This window comes from Variovorax sp. P4_B11, from assembly GCF_056402355.1.
Genome location: NZ_JBFUHO010000081.1, coordinates 1 through 24,420, shown reverse-complemented (window position 1 = coordinate 24,420; position 24,420 = coordinate 1). Strand labels below are relative to the sequence as shown.

Below are 24,420 nucleotides of genomic sequence, written 5' to 3'. Positions count from 1 at the left end.
CGCCCGCCGAAAGAGGCGGGCGTTCGTTCACGCGTCAGCCCACGCGATTTACTTCTTGGCGTAGTCTTCCATCGGCTTGTCGTTCGGGCTGGCCCACGCGGCCTTGGTGGCCTCCGACAGCGGCAGGCCGACCTTGGTGTTGGTCGGCGGGATCGGCTGCATGAACCACTTGTCGTAGAGCTTGGCCAGCGAGCCGTCGGCGATCTGGCGCTTGATGCTGTCGTCGACCGCCTTCTTGAAGGCCGGGTCGTCCTTGCGCATCATGCAGGCGATCGGCTCGACCGACAGGGCGTCGCCGACGACCTTGAAGTCGGCGGGGGCCTTGGACTTGGCGATATTGCCGGCCAGGATCTGGCCGTCCATCACGAAGGCGTCGGCACGGCCCGACTCGAGCAGCAGGAAGCTGTCGGCGTGGTCCTTGCCCATGACTTCCTTGAAGTCGATGCCCTGGGCGCGCTCGTTCTTGCGCAGCGTCTGCACCGAGGTCGTTCCGGTGGTGGTGACCACGCTCTTGCCGTTGAGGTCCTTGATCGAGTTGATGCCCGAGTTGGCCTTGACCGCGATGCGCACTTCCTCGACGTAGGTGGTGACGGCGAAGGCGACGTCCTTCTGGCGCGTGGCGTTGTTGGTGGTCGAGCCGCATTCGAGGTCGACGGTGCCGTTCTGCACCAGCGGCACGCGGTTCTGCGAGGTCACCAGCTGGCGCTTGATCTCCAGCTTGGGCAGGCCGAGCTGCTTCTGGATGTCGGCCAGGATGCGCTCGGACATCTCGGTGTGGAAGCCGACGTACTTGCCGTCGCCGATGGTGTAGGCCAGCGCGCCGGACGAGTCGCGCACGCCCATCGTGACGGCACCGCTGGACTTGATCTTGGCCAGCGTGTCATTGGCCTGCGCGAAGGCGCCTCCTGCGGCGAGAACCATCACGGCAATTGCCAATACCTGCTTCTTCATATTTGACTCCTGAGACTGAGAGATGGACACGAAATTCTAGACGCCCGCATTCTGCGCCATACCCGGACCAACCCGGTGCGCCTTGCACCGCGGGAGGGCGCACCGACGATCGGTCGGCATCGCCACCGCGCGCGAAGCCGCCTCGCGGATGCCGTGAACCCTTCCTTCAAAGCACCCTTTGTGCCCGAAAAACGTGTGGCGGACTTTAGTGGGACATGCCTTCGGTGACCAATGCCTAATCCAGCGGTCGGCATGTCACCGCGTCATAGTTTGTGCACTGCACAAGAGACGGGCCCAGGCCTCAAGCCGTGGGCTGGGTCTGCAGCAGATACGTCCACAGGGCATCGGCCGCACCCTTGCCGCTGCGGGCGCCGGTCTTGCCAGCGGCCGGCGCGCCCGGCCGCTCGCGGTAGGCGCGGATCTCCATCGTGGCATCCAGACGATCGATCTCGGGCGGCAACGCGCTCACCAGCGTGCGGGCGCGCACCTCCTTGCGCACAGCGCTCTGCGGCAAGAAGGCGATGCCATGTCCTTCGAGCGCCATCACCTTGAGGCCTTCTGCCATGTCGGTCTCATAGACGCGGTCGAGATGGATCGCAGTGCCGGACTCCTTCAGCAGCTGGTCGACCACGCGCCCGAGGTAGGCGCCCGGCGCATAGCCCAGATAGGGCAGCGGCTGGCCGGGCCGGCCCGGCAGGCGGTAGCGCGGCGCGCCTTCGGCATCGGGTTTGACCCAGGGCGCGACCACCTCCTCGCCGAGGCTCACCATCTCATAGCGGTTGGCATCCAGCGGCAGCGGCTGGGAGGGATGGTGGTAGGCGATCAGCACGTCGCAGCTGCCCTCGACCAGGCGCAGCACGGCATCGTGCACATTGAGCGCGATCAGCCGGCTCTTCATCGGCCCGAACTGCTCGCGCAGGCTGGTGATCCAGGCCGGGAAGAAGGTGAAGGCGAGCGTGTGCGGGATCGCGAACTCGATCACGTCCTGCGCCACCGCCGAATGCCCGCGCAGCATGGCGCGGGTGCTCTGCAGCGCCTGCAGCATCTCGATCGCCTGGCCGTAGAGGGTCTGGCCGGCGGGCGTCAGGCGGGTGGGATAGGAGCTGCGGTCGACCAGGTCGGTCCCGGCCCAGCCCTCGAGCGCCTGGATGCGGCGCGAGAAGGCCGGTTGGGTCACATGGCGCAGCTGGGCGGATCGGCTGAAGCTGCGGGTCTCTGCCAGGCTGACGAAGTCTTCGAGCCACTTGGTTTCCATCGGGCGATTATGCGAGCGCTGCGACATACTGGCGCGCACCGCCAACGAGCCCGCCACCGCCATGAATGCTGCCGACCTCCTCGCCCTCGACGCCACGCGCCTGTCGCAGCTGATCGCGGCCCGCACCGTGTCCTGCCGCGAGCTGATGGCTGCGGCGCTGGCGCGCATCGACGCACTCAACCCGCGCTTCAATGCGATCGTCTCGCTGCGCGACCCCGGCCAGTTGCGGGTCGAGGCGGACGAACGCGATGCCCAGCTCGCGCGCGGCGAGCGCCTCGGCTGGATGCACGGCTTCCCGCTGGCGGTCAAGGACCTGAGCCATGCCGCCGGCCTGCCGACCTCGATGGGATCGCCGATCGCGCCGCGGACGCCGGCACGCAACGACAGCCTGCACGTGGCGCGCATGCGCGGCGCCGGGGCGATCGTGATCGGCAAGACCAACACGCCGGAATTCGGGCTCGGCTCGCACACCTACAACACGGTCTTCGGCACCACCCTGAACGCCTGGCAGCCCGCGCTCAGCGCCGGCGGCAGCAGCGGCGGCGCTGCGGTGGCGCTGGCCCTCGGCATGCTGCCGGTGGCCGACGGCAGCGATATGGGCGGCTCGCTGCGCAACCCCGCCGCCTTCAACAACGTGATCGGCTTGCGGCCTTCGCGGGGGCGGGTGCCGGGGGCGCCCGACGACGAGCTGTTCCTGCAGCAGCTCGGCACCGAGGGACCGATGGCGCGCACGGTCGAGGATGCCGCGCGGCTGCTTGCGGTGCAGGCGGGCTTCGATCCGCGGCTGCCGCTGTCGCTGGAAGGCGCCCTGCCCTCGCCCGACGCGCTTCGGCTCGACGGCGAGACCCGGGGCCTGCGCGTCGGCTGGCTCGGCAGCATCTGGCCCGAGCTGCCGCTGGCGCCCGGCGTGCGCGAGCTGTGCGAGAAGGCGCTGCAGACCTTCCGCGAGCTCGGCTGCGAGGTCGAGCCGCACCAGCTCGAGGTGCCGCGCGAACAGAACTGGACCGCCTGGCTGCGACTGCGCCAGCTGCTGGTCGGCGGCAAGCTGGGCGCCGCCCATGCCGACCCGGCGCTGCGCGGCAGGCTCAAGCCCGAGGCGCGCTGGGAGATCGAGCAAAGCCAGTTGCTCGACGCCGCAGCGCTGTACCAGGCATCGGTCTATCGCTCGAACGTCTACCGAGCCTTCCTGCGGGCCTTCGAGCGCTTCGACTTCGTGGTGGCGCCGACGGCGCAGGTCTTTCCGTTCGACGCGACGCTGACCTGGCCCAAGTCGGTCGGCGGTGTGGAGAGCGACACCTACCACCGCTGGATGGAGATCGTCACGCCCTTCACGCTGGCCGGACTGCCGACGCTCAATGTGCGGGCGGGATTCAATGAGGATGGACTGCCGATGGGGCTGCAGATCGCGGGGCCGGTGCATGCGGACATGGCGGTGCTGCGGCTCGGGCATGCGTATGACCTGGCCTGTGGGTGGGGCGCGGTTCATCCGCCGGTGCTTGGATCGTCTTCCTGAACTTTCCTGAGCTTTGGAGGGGCGCCCGGCACGCGGTACGGGCCAGTCGACCCCACTGCGCCGGCCCTTCGGGCTGCCTTGCGGTGCTCGCTTCAGGCGGGGTCCGCGCGAAACTCGCTTCGCTCAAACACGCGCGGCCCTTTATCCGCCTGAAGCTGCGCTCCTCAGCGGCGCAGAGGGGATCGCCCGTCCCGCACCGCATGCCGGGCTTGGGGGTGTGCGACGCGGGCAGGCGCCTCCAACGTCAGAGACCTGCGCGCCCATCGACCGTCGAGGCGGACAGTTCGCCCCCAGCGTGTCAGCGGCGGTGGGCGGCATGCCCCGGGCCGGCCGTTGAGGCACCGCCGAGCAGCGCAGCGGTACGCGGATCAGGGCTCGCGACTGTTTGAGCCGAAGGCGAGTTTGAGCGAGACCCCGCGTACCGCGAGCAGCGCAGGGCAGCCGCGAAGCGGCCGGTGACGTCGGCCGGCCCGGGGCATACCGCCCGCCACCGCCGCCCACGCCACGTAGACGACAAGGCGATCAGATAGCCGACACCACCCCACGCCCCGAAAAGTGCCCTTCGGCATTCGCCAGGAAGCGATCGAACGAGGCCTGCGTCGCCTCCGGCGACCAACCTGCCATGTGCGGCGTCAGCAGCACGTTGTCGAGCCCGACCAGCGGTGCGGGCGGCAGTGGCTCGCTTTCGTAGACGTCGAGCCCGGCCCCGGCGACACGGTCTTCCCGCAGCGCGGCGGCAAGCGCCTCGGTGTCGACCACGCTGCCGCGCGAGATGTTGACCAGGAAACCCTGCGGCCCCAGTGCATCGAGGACGGCGGCATCCACCAGATGCCGGGTGTCGGCGCCGCCCGGCGTCGCGACCACCAGGATGTCGGCCCACCCGGCCAGCGCCAGCAGGCTGTCGAAGTAGCGGTGCGACACGCCCTCGCGTGGCTTGCGGTTGTGGTAGCCGATCTCCATGTCGAAGCCCGCGCCGCGCCTGGCGATCTTCTGGCCGATGGCGCCCAGCCCGACGATGCCCAGGCGCTTGCCGGAGACATTGGGCGGATGCGCAATCGTCTCGCGCCGCACGCCTTCGCGGCACAGCCGGTCGAGCGTGCGGATGTGGCGCATGGCGCCGATCAGCAGGCCGAAGGCATGGTCGGCCACGCAGTCGTCGTTGGTGCCCGCTCCGTTCGCGAGCGCGATGCCGCGCGCACGCGCCGCCTCCAGCGCGACGCCTTCATAGCCCGCGCCCATGCAGCACACCAGTTCCAGCTTCGGCATCGCGGCGATCTCCGCGGCCGTGAGACCGATCGAGCCGATCGTCAACACGGCGCGGAAGCGCCCGCCCTGGGCGGCGATCAGCGCATCGCGCTCGGCCTGCGCCGGCACCGGCAGATAGCTCATGTCATAGGCCGCGGCGACCTGCGCCTGGTGGGCTGGCGACAGGCTGTTGAGGACCAACAGGGGAGTCTTCTCGGACATTCTCGACATGCTCCTGAATCAAGAAAAGAGGTTCACAGCACCGGCTCGGCCTCGAGCTTCTGCAGCCGCCACATCTGGGCGTACTTGCCCTGGCTCGCCAGCAGCTCGGCATGGGTGCCGCGCTCGACGATCACGCCGCTCTCGAGCACCAGGATCTCGTGCGCGTCGACCACCGTCGACAGCCGGTGCGCGATCACCAGCGTGGTCTTGTTGCGCGCCGCGCTCTTGAGCTCCGACTGGATCGCCCGCTCGTTGGCCGAGTCGAGCGCCGAGGTGGCCTCGTCGAAGATCACGATCGGCGGGTTCTTGAGCAAGGTGCGCGCGATCGCCACGCGCTGCTTCTCGCCGCCCGACAGCTTGAGCCCGCGCTCGCCAACCATGGTCTCGTAGCCCTTGGGCGTGTGGACGATGAAGTCGTGGATGCGCGCCGCCCGCGCCGCCTCCTCCACCTCCTCGCGGCTGGCGCCCGGACGGCCGTAGGCGATGTTGTATTCGACCGTGTCGTTGAACAGCACGGTGTCCTGCGGCACGATGCCGATCGCCTGCCGGACGCTGGCCTGCGTGACCTGCCGGATGTCCTCTGCGCCGATCGTGATGCGGCCCTGCTGGACGTCGTAGAAGCGGTAGAGCAGCCGCGCCAAGGTCGACTTGCCGGAGCCCGACGGCCCGACCACCGCCACCGTCTTGCCGGCCGGAATCTCGAAGCTCACGTGCTTGAGGATCGGCCGCGCCGCCTCGTAGGCAAAGCTCACGTCCTCGAAGCGCACCGTGGAATCGTGGCCCGCCAGCGGCCGGGCCTCCGGCGCGTCGCGCACCTCGCGCTCCTTCTCGAGCAGCACGAACATCTTGTCCAGGTCGGTCAGGCTCTGCTTGATCTCGCGGTAGATCACGCCGAGGAAATTGAGCGGAATGTAGAGCTGGATCATGAAGGCGTTGACCATCACCAGGTCGCCCAGCGTCATTTGGCCGTCGACCACACCCTGCGTGGCGCGGTACAGCATCGCGACCAGGCTGACCGCGATCAGGCACTGCTGGCCGGCGTTCAGCATGCTCAGCGTGGTCTGGCTCTTGACCGCCGCCTTGCGGTAGCGCTCCAGGCTGGCGTCGTAGCGGCCGGCCTCGAAGCCCTCGTTGTTGAAGTACTTGACCGTCTCGTAGTTGAGCAGCGAATCGACCGCATGGCTCTGCGCCACCGAGTCGAGCTCGTTCATGGTCTTGCGGAACTTGGTGCGCCACTCGGTCACGGTCACGGTGAAGACGATGTAGACCACCAGCGCGGCCAGCGTGATCCAGACGAAGCCCGCGTCGAACTTGACGCCCAGGATGCTCAGCACCAGCGTCAGCTCGATGAGGGTCGGCACGATGCTGTAGAGCGACATCGAGATCAGCGAATGCACGCCGCGCGTGCCGCGCTCGATGTCGCGCGTCATGCCGCCGGTCTGGCGCTCGAGGTGGAAGCGCAGGCTCAGCGCGTGCAGGTGCTGGAACACCTCCAGCGAAATGCTGCGCGCCGCCCCCTCGGTGGCCTTGGCGAAGACCAGTTCGCGCAGCTCGTTGAAGACCGCGGTCGACAGCCGCAGCAGCCCGTAGGCGACCAGCAGGCCGAACGGCACCACCAGCAGCGCCGCCGCGCTGCCGGGCTTGATCGACATCGCGTCGACCAGGTTCTTGAGCAGCACCGGCACGCCGACGTTGGCCACCTTGGCGCCGACCATGAAGGAGAGCGCCGCCATCACGCGCCATTTGTAGCGCCACAGATAGGGGAAGAGCCGCCGCAGCGTCGCCCAGTCCGAGCGATCGCTGCGGGCGGGCGTACCCGCCGAGGTGGGGTGGGGAGAGGAAAGTGCTTCGCCGCTGCGGCGCATGGGAGACAATCGTGGCTGGGAACCTGCTCACCCCCATGCTTCGCGCACCGCGTGCGCTTCACCCACCCCCTGCAAGGGGGCGATACCAGCAGCCTGGCGAAGCCAGTTCTGCGGTATCCCTGGGTTGGCACGCCGTGCGAATCTAAAGAGCTGAGCCGATTCCGTGGTTGTTCGTTTCTATCCAGATTGTGCCTATGTCCGCCAATTCCAGCGCCAACCTCACCGCCACGCTCAAGAGCCTTCCGGCCGACATGGAGCTGGTGCTCAAGGTGATCCCGATGCCGGCCGACTGCAACGCCAACGGCGACATCTTCGGCGGCTGGGTCATGGCCCAGTGCGACCTGGCCGGCTCGGTGATTCCGGCGCGCCACGCCAAGGGCCGGATGGCGACCGTGGCGGTCAACGAGTTCATCTTCAAGCAGCCGGTGCGGCTCGGCGACATCCTGTCGTTCTACTCGAAGCTGGTGCGCATCGGGCGCACCTCGATCACGGTGACGGTCGAGGTCTTCGCCGAACGCTTCCGGGCGCAGGGCGAGTACATCAAGGTGACCGAAGCCACCTTCACCTACGTCGCGATCGACGACAACGGCCGCCCCCGCCCCATCGAAAAATAGGCTCGCCCCCAGGTTGGGCTCACTTCGTGTAGCCCGCCCACCCCCTGCCGGGGCCGCTGGTGTTGCCCCCGGAGAGGGGGTGGGCGCCCCGACACGAAGTGCGGGGCAACCTGGGGGAGATCAAAGTTTCGAGAAGTCGGGGCGGCGCTTTTCCATGAAAGCCGTGAAGGCCTCGCGCGCCGCCGGCTCGCGCAGCATGCGCCCGAAGCTCTGGCCTTCCTCGGCCATGCGCTCGAGCAGCGCCGGCTGCTGCGACTTCTTCATCAGCCGCTTGGTCTCGATCAGGGCGCTCAAGGGCTTCGCCGCCAGCTTGCGCGCCTGCGCCTGGGCGATGCCATTGGCCTCGGTCGGCGGCACCACGCGGTTGACCAGGCCCACTTCGAGCGCCGCTTCGGCCATGAAAGGTTCACCCAGCAGCAGCGCTTCGGCCGCGCGGTGGTAGCCGAACATCTGCGGCACCAGCAGGCTCGACGCGGCTTCGGGGCACAGGCCCAGGTTCACGAAGGGCATCGAGAAGGCCGCGTTGTCACCGGCATAGACGAGGTCGCAGTGGAACAGCATCGTGGTGCCGATGCCCACCGCCGGACCGCAGACCGCGGCCACGATCGGTTTCGGGAAGCTCGCGATGCCGCGCAGGAATCGGAACACCGGCGACTCCTCGGTCGATGGCGGCTGGTTGAGGAAGTCGCCGATGTCGTTGCCGGCGCTGAAGATCGTGGCGTCGCCCTGGATCAGCACCGCGCGCACGGCGCCGTCCTGCTCGGCCTGCACCAGCGCGTCGGCCAGCGCGCCGTACATCGCGCTGGTGATCGAATTCTTCTTGTCGAGTCGGTTGAAGGTCAGGGTCATCACGCCGGCTTCGGTGTGGACGAGGATGTCGCTCATGGTGGATCCTTGCTAAAAAAATGAATATCAGGCCGCCGCCGGGCCGCGGTCAAGCAAGCGCCTCGCGAACAAAATCGAGCCGGTCCTGGCCCCAGAACATCTGGTCGCCGACGAACAGGGTGGGAGCGCCGAACACGCCACGCTGCACCGCCTCCTGGGTGGTGGCCTTCAGCTGGTCCTTGACCTCCTGGTCATTGGCGAGCGCCAGCATCTGGGCGGCATCGAAGCCGGCCGCCTGCAGCACGGTCGCGACCATGGCGGGATCATTGAGGTTCTGCGGCTCGACCCACATCGCGTGGAACATCGCATCCACATAGGCGCCGAAGCGCTCGGGCTCGCGCATCTGCAGGCCGGTGGCGCCGCGCATCAGCAGCAGCGTGTTGATCGGGAAATGCGGGTTGTGCCTGAAGGGCACGCCGTAGCGCAGGGCAAAGCGCTTCAGGTCGGCGTGGAGGTAGGGCCGCTTGGCCGGGATCTCCGCCGGCGAGTGGTTGCCCGTGGCCTGGAACACGCCGCCGAGCAGCATCGGCTTCCAGACCAGCACCGCCCCGGTGTCGGCGCACAGCTGCGGCAGCTGGGTGTAGGCGAGGTAGGTGGCCGGACTGCCGAAGTCGAAATAGAAGTCGACGGATTTCGTCGTCATGCGGGTCTCCTGGTCGTTCTCTTCATTGTCGCAACACCGGCGCTCCTTCGGTCGCTCACTCTTTGAAGTAGACGATCTGGTTGCTGGTGGCCAGCAGCGCCCCCGACTCGCTCCAGAGCTGCGCGGCCTGGTCGAAGTAGCCGTTGCGGAACTGCTGCCCGGTGGCGCGGCCCAGCAGGTAGCCGGTGCCCACCTCGGCCAGCAGTGCGGCGTCGGTGTGGAAGTAGGTCGTGATCGACACCGTGCCGATCGGCACCGGCGTGGCGCGCCGCAGCCAGACCCGCGGGTAGAAGGTGTCGCTGAGCGCCATCAGCGCGGCGAAGTCCAGCGGCCGCGGTTCGGCGTCCCGTAGCCACATCCGCGTCTCGCTGGCGTCGCCGCCGCCGTCCCACACGGTCGGGATCGCACCGATGATCGGCCGCATCTCGTACTGGTGGGGCCAGGCGGCCCTTGACGGACCGAGGCTCGCGCGCTCGACTGCCGACGGCGGCGGCCCCTCGGGCATCGGCAAATCGCTGGTGCCCCAGGTCTCGCGCCGCAGCGCGGTGACCGCGGTGCCGGTGGTGGTCACGTGCGGCTTGCCGTCGGCGCCGGCCTGCGACATCTGGATCGTCCAGTGCTGGGTCGAGCGATTGGTGCGCACCGGCACCGCGAGCACCTCGAAAGCGCCCTCGCCCACCGCTGCCGCGTAGTTCACCGTGACCGCCACCGGCTCGCCGAGAAGGTCTGGATGACGCAGCACGGCCTGCAGCATCACCGCGGCGGTCGTGCCGCCGAACGGGCCGACCATGTTCCAGTAGTCCGGGCTTGTGGCACCGGTGAAGCATCCCGCCTGGATGTCGCTGTGCGCCAGGTCGAGGGCCTTGTCGAGAGGGTGTGTCTTCATGCTCGCAGTGTGCCTCCGTGGGATGGGGTCACGCAGTCGTGTGCGGGACGCTCCTGCCCGGTGCCGTCAGCGCCGCCAGCTCGTGCAGGCTGTCGGCCACCCGCGGCCACAGGCTGTGGCTGAACTGCTCCCGGAACAGGCCGAAGTGCCCGATCCGCCGCGCCTGCACGTCGGCCGGCGCGATGCGCTGCACTGCGCGCGGCGCGCCGGCGTAGAAACTCAGCAGGCTCCGCGTGCCTTCCAGCGTCATGAGTTCGTCGTCGACGAAGGACAGCGCCAGCACCGGGAAGCGCACCTGCCCATAGCTTCGCGCGGCGACCTCGCCCTCGGCGCCGAGGCTGTAGCGCGGGTTCAGGCACCAGCGCCGCCATTGCAGGATCACGCCGCGCGGCAGGTCGCCGACCTTGCGCAGCTTGCGACCCGGGAAATAGCCCCAGAGGCGCGTGGCCAGCGGCACCACGAAGAACCAGAAATAGAGAACGCTGCGCTTCAGGCGCGGCGCGTTCTCGCGCCAATAGCCGCTGCCGGCGGCGATGCTGAGCAGGCCATCGACCTGCTGCGGACGTTCGAGGAAGCCAGGCAACTGGGCGCCGAGGCTGTGGCCCAGCAGGTAGAGCGGAATGTCGCGCCCACCGGCCTTGGCCGCATCGATCACGGCCTCGTAGTCCCGTGCCCAGTCGAAGAGGTCGGCCTCGAAGCCGCGCAGCGAATCGGACGCATCGGCGGGACGGGAATCCCCGGAGCCGCGATAGTCGAAGGTCCAGACCCGCAATCCCTGTTGCGTCAGCCAGCGTGCGAACGGCTCATAGAAAGCCTGCCGCACCCCCATGGCGCCACCGATCACCACGCTGGCGCGCGGCGGCGCCTCGGGTTGGTAGACACGTACGGCGAGCAGCGTGTCCTCGCCGACCTGCAGACTTCTTCGTTCCATGCTTGTCTCCTCGTTGTTCGAAGCTGCCGGACCGCCGTCCGGCCCCAAGCGCGAGCGGCGTCAGACGCGCTCGAAGATCCCCGCCGCGCCCTGCCCCATGCCCACGCACATCGTGACCATGCCGTACTTGAGCTTGTTGCGCTGCAGCGCATGGATGACCGTGGCCGAACGGATCGCGCCGGTGGCGCCCAGCGGATGGCCCAGCGCGATCGCGCCGCCCATCGGGTTGACCTTGGCCGGATCGAGCCCCAGGGTGTTGATCACCGCCAGCGACTGCGCGGCGAAGGCTTCATTGAGTTCGAACCAGTCGATCGCGTCCTGCGTCAGGCCGGCATAGCGCAGCGCGGCCGGGATCGCCTCGATCGGACCGATGCCCATGATGTGCGGCGGCACGCCCTTGCTGGCGAAGCTCACGAAGCGCGCCAGCGGCTTCAGGTCGTACTGCTTGCAGGCCTTCTCGCTGGCGATGATCAGCGCACCCGCGCCGTCGGAGGTCTGCGAGCTGTTGCCGGCCGTGACCGAGCCGCGCGCCGCGAACACGGTGCGCAGCTTGGCCAGGCCTTCGAGCGTGGTGTCGGGGCGCGCGCCCTCGTCGAGGCTGACGACGCGGCTCCTGGCCTTCGACTCGCCGGTGGCGAGGTCGGGCGAGCGGTCGGTGACTTCGATCGGCGTGATCTCGTCGGCGAACTCGCCGGCCTGCTGGGCGGCCAGCGCCCGGCGGTGCGACTCGAGCGCGAAGGCATCTTGTGCCTCACGGCTGACCTTCCACTGCTGTGCCACCTTCTCGGCCGTGAGGCCCATGCCGTAGGCGATGCCGACGTCGCCTTCGCGCTCGAAGATCGAGGGCGACAGCGACGGCGAGTTGCCCATCATCGGCACCATGCTCATGCTCTCGACGCCGGCCGCGATCATGACCTCGGCCTCGCCGACGCGGATGCGGTCGGCCGCCATCTGCACCGCCGACAGGCCGGAGGCGCAGAAGCGATTGACGGTAATGCCGCCGATGCTGTTGGGCAGGCCGGCGAGCACGGCGCCGATGCGCGCCACGTTGAGGCCCTGCTGCGATTCGGGGATCGCGCAGCCGCAGATGATGTCCTCGATCGCCTTCGGATCGAGCCCGGGCACGGCCGCGAGCGCCGCCTTCAGCGTGGTCGCCAGCAGGTCGTCGGGACGGTAGTTGCGGAAGTAGCCGCGGTGCGACTTGCCGATCGGCGTGCGGGTGGCGGAGACGATGTAGGCATCTTGAATCTGTTTCATGAGGAGCTCCTGAAATCTCTGTTCGGGGAACACCGCGGAACCGGCTTTGCCGGGCCGCTGGTGTTGCCCCCTTGAGGGGGTGTCCGGCTACACGCAGTGAGCCGGCTCGGGGGTGGACTAATTCCTCACGGGCTTGCCGGTCGAGAGCATGCCCATGATTCGCTCTTGCGTCTTGGGATGCACGATGAGCGAGCAGAAGGCCTTGCGCTCGAGCGTCATCAAGTACTCCTCGGTCACCAGCGAGCCGGCATCGATGTCGCCGCCGGTGACCACTTCGGCGATCAGGCTCGCGATGTGGAAGTCGTGGGCGCTGATGAAGCCGCCGTCGCGCATGTTGACCAGCTGGCCCTTGATGGTCGCGGCGCCGCTGCGGCCCGCGACCTTGAACATGCGGCGCAGCGGCGGGCGCCAACCGGCGTCGGCCATGGCCTTGGCCTGCTGCAGTGCCACGTACAACAGCTCGTCCTTGTTCGGCACGACCACGTCGCTGTCGAGCAGGTAGCCGAGCTTCTTCGATTCGAGCGCGCTGGCGCCGACCTTGGCCATGGCCGCGGCGGTGAAGCCCTCGGTCAGGAAAGGCAGCAGGTCGGAGCCGGTCGATGCGGCCGCGTTCTCGGCCGCGCGGCGCGCGATGTAGGTCAGGCCGCCGGCGCCCGGGATCAGGCCCACGCCCACCTCGACCAGGCCGATGTAGCTTTCCATCGCGGCGACACGCTTCGCCGAATGCACCGCGATCTCGCAGCCGCCGCCGAGCGCCATGCCGCGCACGGCGGACACCACCGGCACGCTGGCGTAGCGGATCTTCAGCATGACCTTCTGCAGTTCTTCTTCGGCGCCTTCGACCGCGCCGATGCCCGCGACCACGAAGGCCGGCAGCATCGCCTGCAGGTCGGCACCGACCGAGAACATCTCGTCGGGCGACCAGATCACCATCGCCTTGTAGTCGCGCTCGGCCAACTCGACGCCGGCCGCCAGGGCCTCGGCGACGTCCGGGCTGATGGCGTGCATCTTCGAGTGGATGCTGGCGATCAGCACCTCGCCGTCGAGCGTCCAGAGGCGCACGTCGCCCTCGTCCTGGATCGTGGTGCCGGCCTTGTTCGCGTCAGGCGCGTCGGCGCCGAGCACGCTTTCGGGGAACAGCTGGCGCTCGTGCACCGGCAGCTTGCGGGCGGCGACGAAGCTGTTCTTCGATGCGCTCCACGAACCGGCTGGCGTATGCACGCCGCCGGCTTCGGCCACCGGGCCTTCGAACACCCACTTCGGCAGCGGCGCGCTAGCCAGCGCCTTGCCGGCATCGATGTCTTCCTGGATCCAGGTCGCGACCTGCTTCCAGCCTGCTTCCTGCCAGAGCTCGAACGGGCCCTGCTTCATGCCGAAGCCCCAGCGCATCGCGAAGTCGATGTCGCGCGCGCTCTCGGCGATGGTCGCCAGATGCACCGCGGCATAGTGGAAGCTGTCGCGCAGGATCGCCCACAGGAACTGGCCCTGCGCGCCTTCGCTCTCGCGCAGCAGCTTGAGCCGCTCGGACGCCGGCTTCTTGAGCATGCGGCCATAGACCTCGTCGGCCTTGTCGCCCGAAGGCACGTAGTCGCCCCTGGCAAGATCGAAGCGCAGGATGTCGCGCCCGGCCTTCTTGAAGAAGCCGGCCTTGGTCTTCTGGCCCAGGTTGCCGAGCTCGAGCAGCTTGGCGAGCACCGGTGGCGTCGCGAAGTTGGGGTAGAACGGATCGCTCTTCTCGTCGAGGTTGTCCTGCAGCGTCCTGACCACGTGGGCCATCGTGTCGAGGCCCACCACGTCGGCAGTGCGGAAGGTGCCCGAGCTCGCGCGGCCCAGCTTCTTGCCCGTGAGGTCGTCCACCACGTCGGGCGTGAGGCCGAACTTCTCGACTTCCTTCAAGGTCGCCAGCATGCCGGCGATGCCGACCCGGTTGGCGATGAAGTTGGGCGTGTCGTGCGCGCGCACCACGCCCTTGCCGAGCGCGCTGGTGACGAAGGTCTCGAGCTGGTCGAGCACCTCGGGTTCGGTGGTCGGCGTGTTGATCAGCTCGACCAGGAACATGTAGCGCGGCGGGTTGAAGAAGTGGATGCCGCAGAAGCGCGGCTTGAGCGCCTCGGGCAATGCTTCGCTGAGCTTGGTGATCGACAGGCCCGAGGTGTTCGAGGCCAGGATCGCGTGCTTCGCGACATGGGGCGCGATCTTCCTGTAGAGATCGAGCTTCCAGTCCATGCGCTCGGCGATCGCCTCGATCACGAGGTCGCATTCGCCGAGCTTGGCCAGGTCGTCTTCGTAGTTGGCCTGCTCGATCAGGCCTGCATCGGCCACGTCGGCCAGCGGCGCGGGCTTGAGCTTCTTGAGGTTGTCGATGGCACGCGTGACGATGCCGTTCTTCGGGCCTTCCTTGGCGGGAAGATCGAACAGCACGACCGGCACGCGCACGTTGACGAGGTGGGCCGCGATCTGCGCGCCCATCACGCCGGCGCCGAGCACGGCGACTTTCTTCACTTGGAATCTGGACATAACTTGCCTTCGAAGTTCTGATTCTGTTCGGGAAACACCGTGGAACCGGCTTTGCCGGGCCACCGGTGTTGCCCCCTTGAGGGGGAGGCTGCTACACGAAGTGAGCAGCATCGGGGGTGGGCTACGGCACACGTGCCCAGGTTTGTGTGCGCCAGAAGGGGCCGAGGTAGCCGCGCACCTCGAGCTTCTTGCCGCCGTCGATCGGCGTGAAGCTGGCGCGGTATTCCTTGCCGTTCTCGGGGTCGAGGATCTTTCCGCCTTCCCAGACCTCCTTGCCCTCGGCCTTCTTGCCGCCGCGGATGATCTCCAGCCCCGTGATCGACTTGCCTTTGCGCTCGTCGGTGCACTCCTCGCACACCGCATCGGGCTTGGCATCCTTCTTCAGCGACTTCTCGATGCGGCCGGCCAGCGCGCCGCCCGATTCGGCGATGCGGATCTCGGCCTTGGCCTCGCCGGTCTTGTCGTCGATGCTGCGCCAGACGCCCACCGGGCTCATCTGGGCCACGGCCGAGGCGGCCGAGGCCGCCAGGGCGATCGCTGCGAGCAGGGCTTTCATGGCGATCAGGCCAGCGCCGCGTCGGTGTTCATCAGCGGGGCGCTGCCGGCGCGCGCGGTGCGCATCAGCGTCGCGGTCTCGGGGAACAGCTTCGCAAAGTAGAAGCGCGCGGTCTGCAGCTTGGCGACGTAGAACGGATCGGTGTTGCCGGCCGCGATCTGGCGCAGCGCGGTGCGCGCCATCAGCGCGAACATGTAGCCGAACACGAAATGGCCGGCGACACGCAGGTAGTCCACCGCGGCGGCGCCGACTTCGTCGGGGTTCTGGAAGCCCTTGAAGCCGATCTCGGTCGTGAACTTGGTGAGCTGCTCGCCCAGCACCGCGACCGGCGTGATGAACTCGCTCATCTTCTCGTTGACGCCCTCTTCCTCGACCAGCTTGCCCACCAGCTTGCCGAACTTCTTCAAGGTGGCGCCGTTGTTGCCCAGCACCTTGCGGCCCAGCAGGTCCAGCGACTGGATGGTGTTGGTGCCTTCGTAGATCATGTTGATGCGGTTGTCGCGCACGAACTGCTCCATGCCCCATTCCTTGATGAAGCCGTGGCCGCCGAAGACCTGCATGCAGGCGTTGGTCGCGGTGTGGCCGTTGTCGGTCAGGAAGGCCTTGACGATCGGCGTCAACAGCGCGACCACCTCGCCCGCGTCCTTGCGCACCTTCTCGTCGGGATGGTTGTGCTCCTTGTCGAGCAGCAGCGTGCAGAAGATCGCCAGCGCACGGCCGCCTTCGGCGTAGGCCTTGGCGGTCATCAGCATCTTGCGCACGTCGGGGTGGACGATGATCGGGTCGGCGTCCTTGTCCTTGGCCTTCACGCCCGACAGCGAGCGCATCTGGGTGCGGTCCTTGGCATAGGCCAGCGCGTTCTGGAAGGCCACTTCGGTCAGGCCCAGCGACTGGTTGCCGACACCCAGGCGGGCCGCGTTCATCATCACGAACATCGCCGCCAGGCCCTTGTTGGGCTGGCCGACCATCGTGCCGGTCGCGCCTTCGATCACCATCTGCGCGGTGGCGTTGCCGTGGATGCCCATCTTGTGCTCGAGGCCACCGCAGTAGATCGGGTTGCGGCTGCCGAGCGAGCCATCGGCCTTGACGTTGAACTTCGGCACCACGAACAGGCTGATGCCCTTGCTGCCCTTGGGCGCGTCCGGCAGGCGGGCCAGCACCAGGTGGATGATGTTCGACGTCATGTCGTGCTCGCCGGCCGAGATGAAGATCTTGTTGCCGGTGATCTTGTAGCTGCCGTCGGCTTGCGGTTCGGCCTTGGTGCGCAAGAGGCCGAGGTCGGTGCCGCAGTGCGGCTCGGTCAGGCACATGGTGCCGGTCCATTCGCCGCTGGTGAGCTTGGGCAGGTAGGTCTTCTTCTGCGCGTCGGTGCCGTGCGCGGCCAGCGCCTCGTAGGCGCCGTGCGACAGGCCCGGGTACATGGTCCAGGCCTGGTTGGCCGAGTTGAGCATCTCGTAGACGCACTGGTTCACGGCATAGGGCAGGCCCTGGCCGCCGTAGGCCGGGTCGCAGGAGAGCGCCGCCCAACCGCCTTCGACAAACTTGGCGTAGGCATCCTTGAAGCCCTTGGGCGTCTTCACTTCGTGCGTGCTCTTGTCGAGCACGCAGCCTTCTTCATCGCCGCTGATATTGAGCGGAAAGGTCACCTCGGAGGCGAATTTGCCGCCCTCCTCGAGGATCGCGTTGATGGTGTCGGCATCGACCTCGGCGTGCTTGGGCATCGCCTTGAGTTCTTCGGTGATGTTGAGCACTTCATGCATCACGAACTGCATGTCGCGAAGAGGCGGGGTGTAGGCGGGCATCGGCGGGTCTCCGGAAAAAGAAGAAGAGAAGAGAGAGAAAACGAAAGAGGCAGGCCGCGCGCCTCAGCGCACGGTCTTGAGGCGACGCGCGGCGGCGCCCGTGGCGGGGGCAAGGTCGGTGGCGCTGCGCGCCAGGATGTTGTCGAAGCCCGCGTTGGCACGCGCCAGCGAATCGGGCGAGCGCAGGAAGCGGGCCTCGTAGTGCAGGGCCAGGATCAGTGCGTGGACCTCGAAGGCGATCTGCTTGGCGTCGGCGTCTTCGCGCAGGTGGCCCTCGGTCTGGGCCTGCAACACGGCGCGGTACATCGCGGCCAGCCAGGTATTGACCGAGTCGGCCAGGGCGTCGCGGACCGGGCCGGGCCGGTCGTCGAACTCGACCGCGCCGCTGATGTAGATGCAGCCCGAGTCGATCTCGGCCGAGGTGCGCTTCATCCAGTTGGCGAACATCGCGCGCAGCCGCGGCAGGCCGCGCGGGCTGCTCATGGCGGGGTAGAACACCTCCTGCTCGAAGCGCTGGTGGTATTCGCGCACCACCGAGATCTGCAGCTCCTCGCGCGAGCCGAAGTGGGCGAAGACGCCCGACTTGCTCATCTGCGTGACCTCGGCCAGCGCACCGATCGACAGGCCCTCGAGGCCGATCTGCGCCGCCAGGTTGAGCGCCGCGTCGATGATGACGGCCTTGGTCTGCTGGCCCTTGGCGGGCGCGCGGGAAGGCTTGGCGGAGGCGGCGGTGTCGGACATCGGGGGGCGGGAGGAATAAAACGAACGGTCGTGCTATTTTGCAGGAGATTTCCAGGTTCCCAAAGTGGAAAGACCAATAAGCCTGGAGGGTCTTTCGAATTGCGTGGAGTAGTTGCGTGGCGCGCGCTTTGGCAGTGATTTGCACTCGCTATGGCAGTGAATGGCGTTTGCTTTGGCAGTGAAGTTAGTGGACGCTTTTGCGCATCTGTTGGCAAATGGCGCTAGGCTTGGCAGCGAGTTAACTCGGGGCGACCGCGATTGGGTGTCGACCGGACCGGCTCCAGCCAGCGCACCGCAGCCGTCCCGACATCGCTCGCAGCACCGGGTCGCGCCAATAGGTCGGCCGCGAGGTCTTCGAGCTGATCTGGATCGACCGTCAAAAATCGGCCCAGAAGCGGTCGTAGCTGGCTCGCAGGCCTTGCGGGTGCGCAGGCCGTCACGCGTATGCTTCGTCGGCGCGCATGGCTCTCAGTCGTTGTGCTCTTAGCGCTCCACGTGCACGTACGGCCGCCGCTTATCTTGTCCGCTAGGCGCTTCCAGCAGGAGTCAACCTTGGGCATCCGCAGAAAAATCATTGCCGGTCTACTTTTCCTGCTTGCTGCACTTCTTGTGATTCACGTGGGATCACGCTTTTACTTTCAGCATGCAAATCCGACCTCGACAAAGCTTATTCGAGGAAAACTCAGTTCACCAGAAATTTTGGGGCGATTCAAGGTTGAGGAAGCTAAAAAAGCCGGCTATTCCGAAGACGAAATAGTGAAGTTTTTGGCGGATGATAATGCGGCATCAACGGAGCAATCGTTGCAAGCACTGTTCCTGGTCGAAGCAACTCTCTTTGCCGTAGCAATGCTTGTCGGTCTTGGTGTTGTCATCTTGAATCCAAACTCAAACAGGTCCGCTCAGTGAGTCCACAAGCGTCGAGCCAGTCATTCGAGCCGGCAGCCCTCGGCGAGCCTCGGTCTGCGGATCAACTTCGACTTTAGAGGACTCAATGGCCGAGACCCTAGCACTCGTATCGGCCATTACGGCTCTATGCGCCGTGTTACTGGGACCACTTGTTTCCCTGTGGGCTGCGCTCAAGCAAAGCCGCGTCACCGTCCTTTCAGGCAATCGCCAAGCTTGGATCAACACGCTTCGTGACCTGATCGCAGAATACATCGCCATCGTCGCAGTAGTTCACGCAGGCGACTGGGCCCAGAAATCAGAGGAGGAATTTGATCAAAAGCTTGAACGCCTTACGCTTATACGAACCAAGATCACGCTGATGATCAATCCAAATGAAGAAGACCACGAGCGGCTCGTGAAACTGCTCCAGGCTATCAGTCAAACGCTTGGCGGCAGGGCTGCCGGAGGCGAGAAAAGAGACATGAAAAAGGCCGCAGAGCTACATAACGAACTTTGTCCCCTAGCACAAGCAATACTGAAGCGCGAATGGGAACGCGTGAAACAAACCCGGTGAGCCCTCTAACCCGTAGCTGGCGCGGACCGCCCACCAGCGTCGCGCCACATCAAGGGCCAGGGCTGGCCTGCCGCACTTCACGACTGTGGCGACCCGCGCGCTTTGGCAGTGATTCCCACGCGCTATGGCAGTAAAACCCGCTGACTTTGGCAGTGAAGTTAGTGGGCGCCTCCGTTTCCGTCGCCCCCCCGCACGCGGGCGCGGCAAGTTAACTGTTCCGCCCCTGCCCAGGGACTACAAGACACGGATCGGTGCCGGCAAGTTGAGGCTACAGTCGGCCAAGCGCCGCAACCGGCCAAGAGCGGAAGGATCGTAGCTTGATTGCTACGATCCAAATGTTGGCTACAAATATGTCTTTCGGCACGTTGCGGTCTACATTGCTTTGGCCGTCAAGAGAAACTAAGTTGCACTTTTCATGAGCAAATCAAGCGTTGTCTTCACTGCGTGTCGCACCTGTGATCGTGATACCAATCAGGATGTTCTAGCAGATCACGTCGAAAGTGAATTTGAGTACCGAATGGATACCCACTATCAGATCGTTGAGTGTCGAGGATGCAACACGAAGAGCTTTCGCAGGCTCGTTCGCTGGTTCGAAGAGGCCTATCGAACAGACGAGGACGAGTGGCAAGTTCCCGAGGACGTAACTATCTACCCTCCTGTGTTGAAGGGTCACAAAGCCGTCCGTGATATCGGTCGGATTCCTAGCATAGTTGGGGACATTTACCGACAGTCCCTGGAGGCGATCAAGGCACAGTCAAACGTCTTGGCCGGCATTGGACTCCGCGCAACGATCGAAGCCATCTGCAACGAGCGAAATGTCACTGGGAGGTCGCTTGAACAGCGAATAGATAAGTTGGCCAAAGCCGGTCTCGTGTCTTCCAACGATGCTGACCGATTGCACGCCATTCGTTTCCTTGGAAACGATGCGGCTCATGAGATTCAGGCCTCGGACACAAGGAGTCTTTTGATTGCGCTGAGAATCATCGAGAACCTGATCGTAGGCCTCTACATCTTGGACAACGACGCAAACGGTACCTTAGAAACATTGATTAAGACTTATGCCGAGTTTGAAACTTTGCTGAACAGCAAGATCGCATCGGCCACGAAAGGGGATGAACTTCCTCTAGGGCGCATCCTGGGGCGAGATGCCCGCCGCTTTCACGGCTATCTAAAGTCTCACGAGATTCAACTAATTTCGAACATCACTTCTGGCGCCTACTCTGCGCTAGCGATTGGAAAGCTGGACTCATATGCAGGCTCAAAAGAGAAGTTCCAGCATTTCATCATCTCATAGCTTGCAGGTGCCGCATTCTCAATTTGTGTGGATGCCGCAATGGGCCCATTGCAGGCGTCGGGCACGATTGCATTGCGGGCATAAGTCACGCCTGTTTCAGAACAATCCAGCGGGTTCTGCCTGTCGATCCCAGCTGTAGATGATCAGCTCCTGCCGCTCGGCCCGGTTCTGGCCGCCACCGACCGTGTAGTCGATCGCAAGGCTCTCCATCCCGAACCCCTCGAAGCACCGCCTGATGTCCGGGTGGTCGTTGAGGCTGACGATCGCCTTGCCCTTGAGCTGGCGCAATTTGACCGCCATCAGCTCGTACTGCTCCCACGCGAAGGGAACGCCGTAGCCCTCGGTCTCCCAGTACGGCGGGTCCATGTAGAACAGCGTGTGAGGCCGGTCGTAGCGGTCCAGGCAGGCGGCCCAGTCGAGCTGTTCGATGTAGGCGCTCGCCATACGCAGATGGGCTGCAGAGAGGTTTTCTTCGATGCGCAGCAGATTGATCGCCGGGGCCGTGGTCGCGGTGCCCCAGGTCTGCCCTTCCACCCGGCCACCGAAGGCCTGCTGCTGCAGGTAGAAGAACCTCGCTGCCCGCTGAACGTCGGTCAGCACCTCGGGCGGCGTGGCCTGGGTCCACTTGAAGATCTGCCGGCTCGACAGCGCGTACTTGAACTGCCGAACGAACTCTTCGAGGTGGTGCTTGACGACGCGGTAGAGGTTGACCAGGTCGCCGTTGACATCGTTGATGACCTCGACCTCTGCGGGGTGGCGCAGGAAGTACAGCGCGGCGCCCCCGGCGAACACCTCGACGTAGCAGGTGTGCGGCGGGAAACGGTTGATCAGCAGATCAGCCAGGCGGCGCTTGCCTCCTAGCCAGGGAATGATCGGAGCGGTTCTCATGAGACGTTCTTTCGAGTGAAAGGCGCTCATGGCGCGCGGGGGTGGGGCTCTCGGCTCTCCAGTGGTTTAAGGTCCCGCAGCGCGGGCACTTGATCTCGATTCGGGTTGCTTCGGCCATCGCGAGCTTGCGCGCGCAGTGGCCGCATCTGATTTCTTGCATTCGGCACCGCCTATGATCTGCCCCGCCTGTACAGGTGGCAGGGTCTTGGCTGATGCCGTGGTCACTCACGGCGGAGGCGTTTGCCCAAGGTGTTCCCGCACCGAAGGCATTCGCCCTGTCCTTTTCTTTCTCTACGCTCGCGCGGCCTCCAGCTGCGCGCGCAGTTCGGCGATCAGGCCCGCCTGCTGGGCATTGGTCGCGCCGGCCGCCGTCAGTGCCTGCTGCAGCTCGGCGGCCACCGCAACCTGTCGCTGCAGGTCTTCGCCGGCCTTGGCGAGCTTGGTGTCCAAGTCCTGCGCCCGCTCGCCTTGCACCCTCAGCGCCTCCTGCGCGGTCGCGAGCTGGTGCCTCGTCGCGTCGAGTTCGGCGAGAGCCGCGACCGTGGCCTGGCCGAGGACCGCTTCGAGCGCCGCACCCTCGACCGGCTCAGGCGCCAACTCGTTGGCCATGATCACCACGCCGTCGCGCAGCACCTCATTGATGAGCTTGTGATGCGAGCCGATGGTGCCGTCCGCGTTGTGACGGATGAGGGTCTCGTAGGGGCGGGTGCGTTCTGCAATTGCCATGTGTTTCTCCAAGGGGATGAGGGTCAGCTGACCATCGTGGTGGTGTTGAGGATCTTCCAAGCGGTGCCGTCGCTGCGGCAGGTCTTCACGCCGCCCGTGGCGTTCGTCACGTCGATCAGGTAGCCGTTGTAGGTGGCCGCGCTCGGCAGCGTCGTGAGCGTGTACTGGCCGTGCTTGGCCGGGCCCGATGACTGGACTGCGCCAACGGTGCGGAGCTTGTCGACGCCGTTGGGCACGTTGTTGCCGATGACCACGTCGCCAGCGAAATAGTTGGGAGCTTGGCCGTGGGCGTAGAAGTTCCAGCGCGAACAGCCCTCGATATTGCCCATCGATCCATAGAACGCATAGGCCGTGTTGACGCCCGGAGTATCGATGTACTGCGCATAGTGACCGTAGTAGACCGACACCTTTGCGTTGGGCTGCAGGAGCGGCTGGTAGGCTCCAAACTGGACGAGCGTGTTCATCGTTTGGTCAGTCGCACCATCGCCGACCGTCGGCTGCGCATGAAACATGTAGCCAACCAACATCGAGGAAGGTATCCGCATCACGACGCTGGCACCATGGACGGACGTCGCAGTCCCATCGAACGTTTTGGCCGCATCGCCGATGGTCAAAATCTTGTGGGTCGCGATCGCGGCGCCTGGCGGCAGAGCCGTCGCGCCGTTCACCTCCGACAGTCTGGGCTGCTCTACCCAGGGCCCCCACGTCCCGCTGTATCTGCGCCGCAAAAAACAGCGCCCCGCCTGCGTCCCGTTGTTAACGTTGAACGCTCGCTGCAGCATTCCGCCCGACTGAATCGATGAGCCGACCACCGAGATGATCCAGTAGGCGGACGCGCTGACGCTCCCGCCCGCAAGCACCGGCAGATGCGCCGCCGCTGCCTTGTCGTCCCCGACGTACAAGGAGTAAAGGCCATTGGTCAGCACCGTGTCCCAGTCCGTCGTTGACGGGTTGGTCACGTGGCCGATCTTTCCGTCGATCGCCGCCTGCTGCGCCGTGCTGACCGGCTTCGCCGAGTCGGCCGTGTTGTCGGCCTTGTCGAGCCCGACGTGGGCCTTCGTGACGCCGCCGATCGCCCCTGTCGAGCTGACCGTCAGCCGATCGACGCCACCCGTCACCAGCGCCAGCGCATTGGCCCCGGTGCGCCGCAGCCCCGTGTCGGGATCGGCCACGAACGAGACGCCTGGCGCCGCGACCGTGCCATCCTGGAACTTGCCGGCCCCAGAGGCAGCCGAGGCCGCCTTGATGTCGGCGTAGGTGTTGATCAGATTTGCGGCCTGGGCGGCCAGGTCGCGGAGGTAGCTCTGCGTGGGCAGGATCGCGTAGGCCTGCCCGGCTGCCGTGGCACCCAGGTACGCGGGCGCGATCTTGAGGCTCGTGTCGGAGTTGCGCGCCAGGATCTCGTACACGCGTGCATCCGGGCCCAGGAAGCTCTCGCCCACCTCGGTGTTGTCGACCCAGCTCGTGCCGGTGCCGGTGACTGCGTCCTTGCCGTTCGTGACGGCCACCGTGCCTGTGCGATACCAGCTCATTGCGCACCTCCTTCGATCACAGGCGTCGAGCCGGCCAGCACGTTGCCCTCGATGCTGGCCGCCAGCAGCGCCTGGTAGATCCACTGCACCGGGTCGCCCACGGGCGCCGTGGGCACCTGCACCGACACGTGGCTCACGTTGCGCTTGCCGGCCGTGAAGTGATCGCGCGAGATCCAGCTCGCCAAGGTGGCGGCGGTGGTCTTGGCGATCACGTCGACCTGGTACACGTGCACCACGTGATAGGCCAGCGTCGCCCCCGTGCCTTCGTCTTCGATGGGCTTCTCCAAGCCGATGATGTTGTTCAAGGGAAATCTCCTTCAGGTTTGATGCCTACGCGGTCCAGGTGACGGCCTGGATTGTCGGCGCCGGTTGAACTTTGACCCACCCTGCCGTTTGAACTTTGACCCGGGGATGGAAGCCGGCATCGTGGATGCCGACTGTGCATAACTCTAGCGTCTTGCCTCCTTTCTTGCTTCTCTTTTGATGCCCCGGCCGCTCGATCGAAGAAGGCGCGAAGGGCGAAGCCCGTAGCGCCTTGTCCCTTCGTGCGGTTGATCAGGCGAGGTCTGCGGGCGGCGCGTTGGCCTCTTTGCGCTCCTGCTCGCGCGGCGCGTTGGCCTCTTTGCGCTCCTGCTCGC

23 protein-coding genes are annotated in these 24,420 nt (G+C 66.0%); 5 read left to right on the top strand and 18 right to left on the bottom strand.

The features are described 5' to 3' along the window. Window positions 1-48: 48 nt before the first annotated feature. Window positions 49-951, bottom strand: a complete 903-nt coding sequence (locus AC1DYD_RS36840; RefSeq protein ID WP_478177684.1) for a transporter substrate-binding domain-containing protein — start codon at window positions 949-951, stop codon at window positions 49-51. A 301-nt stretch (window positions 952-1,252) separates the two neighbouring features. Beyond that, window positions 1,253-2,206, bottom strand: coding sequence for a LysR substrate-binding domain-containing protein (locus AC1DYD_RS36835; RefSeq protein WP_478177683.1), 954 nt, complete (start codon window positions 2,204-2,206; stop codon window positions 1,253-1,255). A gap of 61 nt (window positions 2,207-2,267) precedes the next feature. Between AC1DYD_RS36835 and AC1DYD_RS36830 the strand changes: the two genes are divergently transcribed. Continuing rightward, on the top strand, window positions 2,268-3,719 hold the full coding sequence (locus AC1DYD_RS36830) for an amidase (RefSeq protein WP_478177682.1): 1,452 nt from the start codon (window positions 2,268-2,270) through the stop codon (window positions 3,717-3,719). 522 nt (window positions 3,720-4,241) lie between these two features. On the opposite strand, the gene AC1DYD_RS36825 is transcribed toward AC1DYD_RS36830, so the two are convergent. Further along, window positions 4,242-5,186, bottom strand: a complete 945-nt coding sequence (locus AC1DYD_RS36825; RefSeq protein ID WP_478177681.1) for a 2-hydroxyacid dehydrogenase — start codon at window positions 5,184-5,186, stop codon at window positions 4,242-4,244. A 32-nt stretch (window positions 5,187-5,218) separates the two neighbouring features. After that, on the bottom strand, window positions 5,219-7,051 hold the full coding sequence (locus AC1DYD_RS36820; protein ID WP_478177680.1) for an ABCB family ABC transporter ATP-binding protein/permease: 1,833 nt from the start codon (window positions 7,049-7,051) through the stop codon (window positions 5,219-5,221). Between the two features lie 194 nt (window positions 7,052-7,245). On the opposite strand from AC1DYD_RS36820, the gene AC1DYD_RS36815 reads away from it, so the two are divergent. After that, window positions 7,246-7,665, top strand: coding sequence for an acyl-CoA thioesterase (locus AC1DYD_RS36815; RefSeq protein WP_478177679.1), 420 nt, complete (start codon window positions 7,246-7,248; stop codon window positions 7,663-7,665). A 120-nt stretch (window positions 7,666-7,785) separates the two neighbouring features. Here AC1DYD_RS36815 and AC1DYD_RS36810 read toward each other — a convergent pair whose 3' ends face one another. From AC1DYD_RS36810 to AC1DYD_RS36770, 9 genes are all read right to left on the bottom strand, one after another. After that, window positions 7,786-8,550 (bottom strand): enoyl-CoA hydratase, encoded by a 765-nt coding sequence (locus AC1DYD_RS36810; protein ID WP_478177678.1) that lies wholly within the window; start codon window positions 8,548-8,550, stop codon window positions 7,786-7,788. 49 nt (window positions 8,551-8,599) lie between these two features. Beyond that, entirely contained in the window at window positions 8,600-9,193 is a 594-nt protein-coding gene (locus tag AC1DYD_RS36805; RefSeq protein WP_478177677.1) for a 2-hydroxychromene-2-carboxylate isomerase, read from the bottom strand. 55 nt (window positions 9,194-9,248) lie between these two features. Continuing rightward, complete coding sequence (locus tag AC1DYD_RS36800) at window positions 9,249-10,079, bottom strand: acyl-CoA thioesterase (RefSeq protein WP_478177676.1); 831 nt, start codon at window positions 10,077-10,079, stop codon at window positions 9,249-9,251. Window positions 10,080-10,107: 28 nt separating this feature from the next. Further along, window positions 10,108-11,010: an alpha/beta hydrolase family protein gene (locus AC1DYD_RS36795; RefSeq protein WP_478177675.1), complete on the bottom strand. Its 903-nt coding sequence runs from the start codon at window positions 11,008-11,010 to the stop codon at window positions 10,108-10,110. Between the two features lie 60 nt (window positions 11,011-11,070). After that, on the bottom strand, window positions 11,071-12,267 hold the full coding sequence (locus tag AC1DYD_RS36790; protein ID WP_478177674.1) for an acetyl-CoA C-acyltransferase: 1,197 nt from the start codon (window positions 12,265-12,267) through the stop codon (window positions 11,071-11,073). A 117-nt stretch (window positions 12,268-12,384) separates the two neighbouring features. Beyond that, a complete protein-coding gene (locus tag AC1DYD_RS36785) occupies window positions 12,385-14,784 on the bottom strand; it encodes a 3-hydroxyacyl-CoA dehydrogenase/enoyl-CoA hydratase family protein (protein ID WP_478177673.1) in 2,400 nt (799 codons plus the stop codon). A 121-nt stretch (window positions 14,785-14,905) separates the two neighbouring features. Continuing rightward, on the bottom strand, window positions 14,906-15,340 hold the full coding sequence (locus AC1DYD_RS36780) for a DUF2147 domain-containing protein (RefSeq protein WP_478177672.1): 435 nt from the start codon (window positions 15,338-15,340) through the stop codon (window positions 14,906-14,908). A 5-nt stretch (window positions 15,341-15,345) separates the two neighbouring features. Continuing rightward, window positions 15,346-17,142, bottom strand: coding sequence for an acyl-CoA dehydrogenase C-terminal domain-containing protein (locus AC1DYD_RS36775; protein ID WP_478177671.1), 1,797 nt, complete (start codon window positions 17,140-17,142; stop codon window positions 15,346-15,348). Window positions 17,143-17,205: 63 nt separating this feature from the next. Beyond that, window positions 17,206-17,883 (bottom strand): TetR/AcrR family transcriptional regulator, encoded by a 678-nt coding sequence (locus AC1DYD_RS36770; RefSeq protein WP_478177670.1) that lies wholly within the window; start codon window positions 17,881-17,883, stop codon window positions 17,206-17,208. Between the two features lie 552 nt (window positions 17,884-18,435). On the opposite strand from AC1DYD_RS36770, the gene AC1DYD_RS36765 reads away from it, so the two are divergent. From AC1DYD_RS36765 to AC1DYD_RS36755, 3 genes are all read left to right on the top strand, one after another. After that, window positions 18,436-18,789 carry a hypothetical protein gene (locus AC1DYD_RS36765; protein ID WP_478177669.1) on the top strand — a complete coding sequence of 118 codons (354 nt, stop codon included), beginning with the start codon at window positions 18,436-18,438 and terminating at the stop codon, window positions 18,787-18,789. Between the two features lie 85 nt (window positions 18,790-18,874). Next, window positions 18,875-19,342 carry a hypothetical protein gene (locus AC1DYD_RS36760; protein ID WP_478177668.1) on the top strand — a complete coding sequence of 156 codons (468 nt, stop codon included), beginning with the start codon at window positions 18,875-18,877 and terminating at the stop codon, window positions 19,340-19,342. 517 nt (window positions 19,343-19,859) lie between these two features. Further along, entirely contained in the window at window positions 19,860-20,636 is a 777-nt protein-coding gene (locus AC1DYD_RS36755; RefSeq protein ID WP_478177667.1) for a DUF4145 domain-containing protein, read from the top strand. Between the two features lie 96 nt (window positions 20,637-20,732). Here AC1DYD_RS36755 and AC1DYD_RS36750 read toward each other — a convergent pair whose 3' ends face one another. From AC1DYD_RS36750 to AC1DYD_RS36730, 5 genes are all read right to left on the bottom strand, one after another. Then, entirely contained in the window at window positions 20,733-21,524 is a 792-nt protein-coding gene (locus AC1DYD_RS36750) for a DNA adenine methylase (RefSeq protein WP_478177666.1), read from the bottom strand. Beyond that, the gene (locus AC1DYD_RS36745) at window positions 21,472-21,642 is read right to left on the bottom strand and encodes a Com family DNA-binding transcriptional regulator (RefSeq protein WP_478177691.1); all 171 of its coding nucleotides are present in this window, start codon (window positions 21,640-21,642) and stop codon (window positions 21,472-21,474) included. The genes AC1DYD_RS36750 and AC1DYD_RS36745 overlap by 53 nt, the downstream gene beginning before the upstream one ends. Before the next feature lie 173 nt (window positions 21,643-21,815). Then, window positions 21,816-22,250 (bottom strand): hypothetical protein, encoded by a 435-nt coding sequence (locus tag AC1DYD_RS36740; protein WP_478177665.1) that lies wholly within the window; start codon window positions 22,248-22,250, stop codon window positions 21,816-21,818. A gap of 23 nt (window positions 22,251-22,273) precedes the next feature. Then, the gene (locus AC1DYD_RS36735) at window positions 22,274-23,758 is read right to left on the bottom strand and encodes a pyocin knob domain-containing protein (RefSeq protein ID WP_478177664.1); all 1,485 of its coding nucleotides are present in this window, start codon (window positions 23,756-23,758) and stop codon (window positions 22,274-22,276) included. Between the two features lie 20 nt (window positions 23,759-23,778). Next, a complete protein-coding gene (locus AC1DYD_RS36730; protein ID WP_478177663.1) occupies window positions 23,779-24,087 on the bottom strand; it encodes a hypothetical protein in 309 nt (102 codons plus the stop codon). Window positions 24,088-24,420: the final 333 nt, after the last annotated feature.

What these genes read in the sequence shown, in the direction of transcription:
- AC1DYD_RS36815 (WP_478177679.1), top strand. Translation starts at nt 7,246, where the DNA reads ATGTCCGCCAATTCCAGCGCCAACCTCACCGCCACGCTCAAGAGCCTT.
- AC1DYD_RS36775 (WP_478177671.1), bottom strand. Translation starts at nt 17,142, where the DNA reads ATGCCCGCCTACACCCCGCCTCTTCGCGACATGCAGTTCGTGATGCAT.
- AC1DYD_RS36840 (WP_478177684.1), bottom strand. Translation starts at nt 951, where the DNA reads ATGAAGAAGCAGGTATTGGCAATTGCCGTGATGGTTCTCGCCGCAGGA.
- AC1DYD_RS36835 (WP_478177683.1), bottom strand. Translation starts at nt 2,206, where the DNA reads ATGGAAACCAAGTGGCTCGAAGACTTCGTCAGCCTGGCAGAGACCCGC.
- AC1DYD_RS36745 (WP_478177691.1), bottom strand. Translation starts at nt 21,642, where the DNA reads ATGGCCGAAGCAACCCGAATCGAGATCAAGTGCCCGCGCTGCGGGACC.
- AC1DYD_RS36780 (WP_478177672.1), bottom strand. Translation starts at nt 15,340, where the DNA reads ATGAAAGCCCTGCTCGCAGCGATCGCCCTGGCGGCCTCGGCCGCCTCG.
- AC1DYD_RS36830 (WP_478177682.1), top strand. Translation starts at nt 2,268, where the DNA reads ATGAATGCTGCCGACCTCCTCGCCCTCGACGCCACGCGCCTGTCGCAG.
- AC1DYD_RS36810 (WP_478177678.1), bottom strand. Translation starts at nt 8,550, where the DNA reads ATGAGCGACATCCTCGTCCACACCGAAGCCGGCGTGATGACCCTGACC.
- AC1DYD_RS36820 (WP_478177680.1), bottom strand. Translation starts at nt 7,051, where the DNA reads ATGCGCCGCAGCGGCGAAGCACTTTCCTCTCCCCACCCCACCTCGGCG.
- AC1DYD_RS36760 (WP_478177668.1), top strand. Translation starts at nt 18,875, where the DNA reads ATGGCCGAGACCCTAGCACTCGTATCGGCCATTACGGCTCTATGCGCC.
- AC1DYD_RS36770 (WP_478177670.1), bottom strand. Translation starts at nt 17,883, where the DNA reads ATGTCCGACACCGCCGCCTCCGCCAAGCCTTCCCGCGCGCCCGCCAAG.
- AC1DYD_RS36755 (WP_478177667.1), top strand. Translation starts at nt 19,860, where the DNA reads ATGGATACCCACTATCAGATCGTTGAGTGTCGAGGATGCAACACGAAG.
- AC1DYD_RS36750 (WP_478177666.1), bottom strand. Translation starts at nt 21,524, where the DNA reads ATGAGAACCGCTCCGATCATTCCCTGGCTAGGAGGCAAGCGCCGCCTG.
- AC1DYD_RS36785 (WP_478177673.1), bottom strand. Translation starts at nt 14,784, where the DNA reads ATGTCCAGATTCCAAGTGAAGAAAGTCGCCGTGCTCGGCGCCGGCGTG.
- AC1DYD_RS36800 (WP_478177676.1), bottom strand. Translation starts at nt 10,079, where the DNA reads ATGAAGACACACCCTCTCGACAAGGCCCTCGACCTGGCGCACAGCGAC.
- AC1DYD_RS36825 (WP_478177681.1), bottom strand. Translation starts at nt 5,186, where the DNA reads ATGTCCGAGAAGACTCCCCTGTTGGTCCTCAACAGCCTGTCGCCAGCC.
- AC1DYD_RS36805 (WP_478177677.1), bottom strand. Translation starts at nt 9,193, where the DNA reads ATGACGACGAAATCCGTCGACTTCTATTTCGACTTCGGCAGTCCGGCC.
- AC1DYD_RS36795 (WP_478177675.1), bottom strand. Translation starts at nt 11,010, where the DNA reads ATGGAACGAAGAAGTCTGCAGGTCGGCGAGGACACGCTGCTCGCCGTA.
- AC1DYD_RS36740 (WP_478177665.1), bottom strand. Translation starts at nt 22,250, where the DNA reads ATGGCAATTGCAGAACGCACCCGCCCCTACGAGACCCTCATCCGTCAC.
- AC1DYD_RS36790 (WP_478177674.1), bottom strand. Translation starts at nt 12,267, where the DNA reads ATGAAACAGATTCAAGATGCCTACATCGTCTCCGCCACCCGCACGCCG.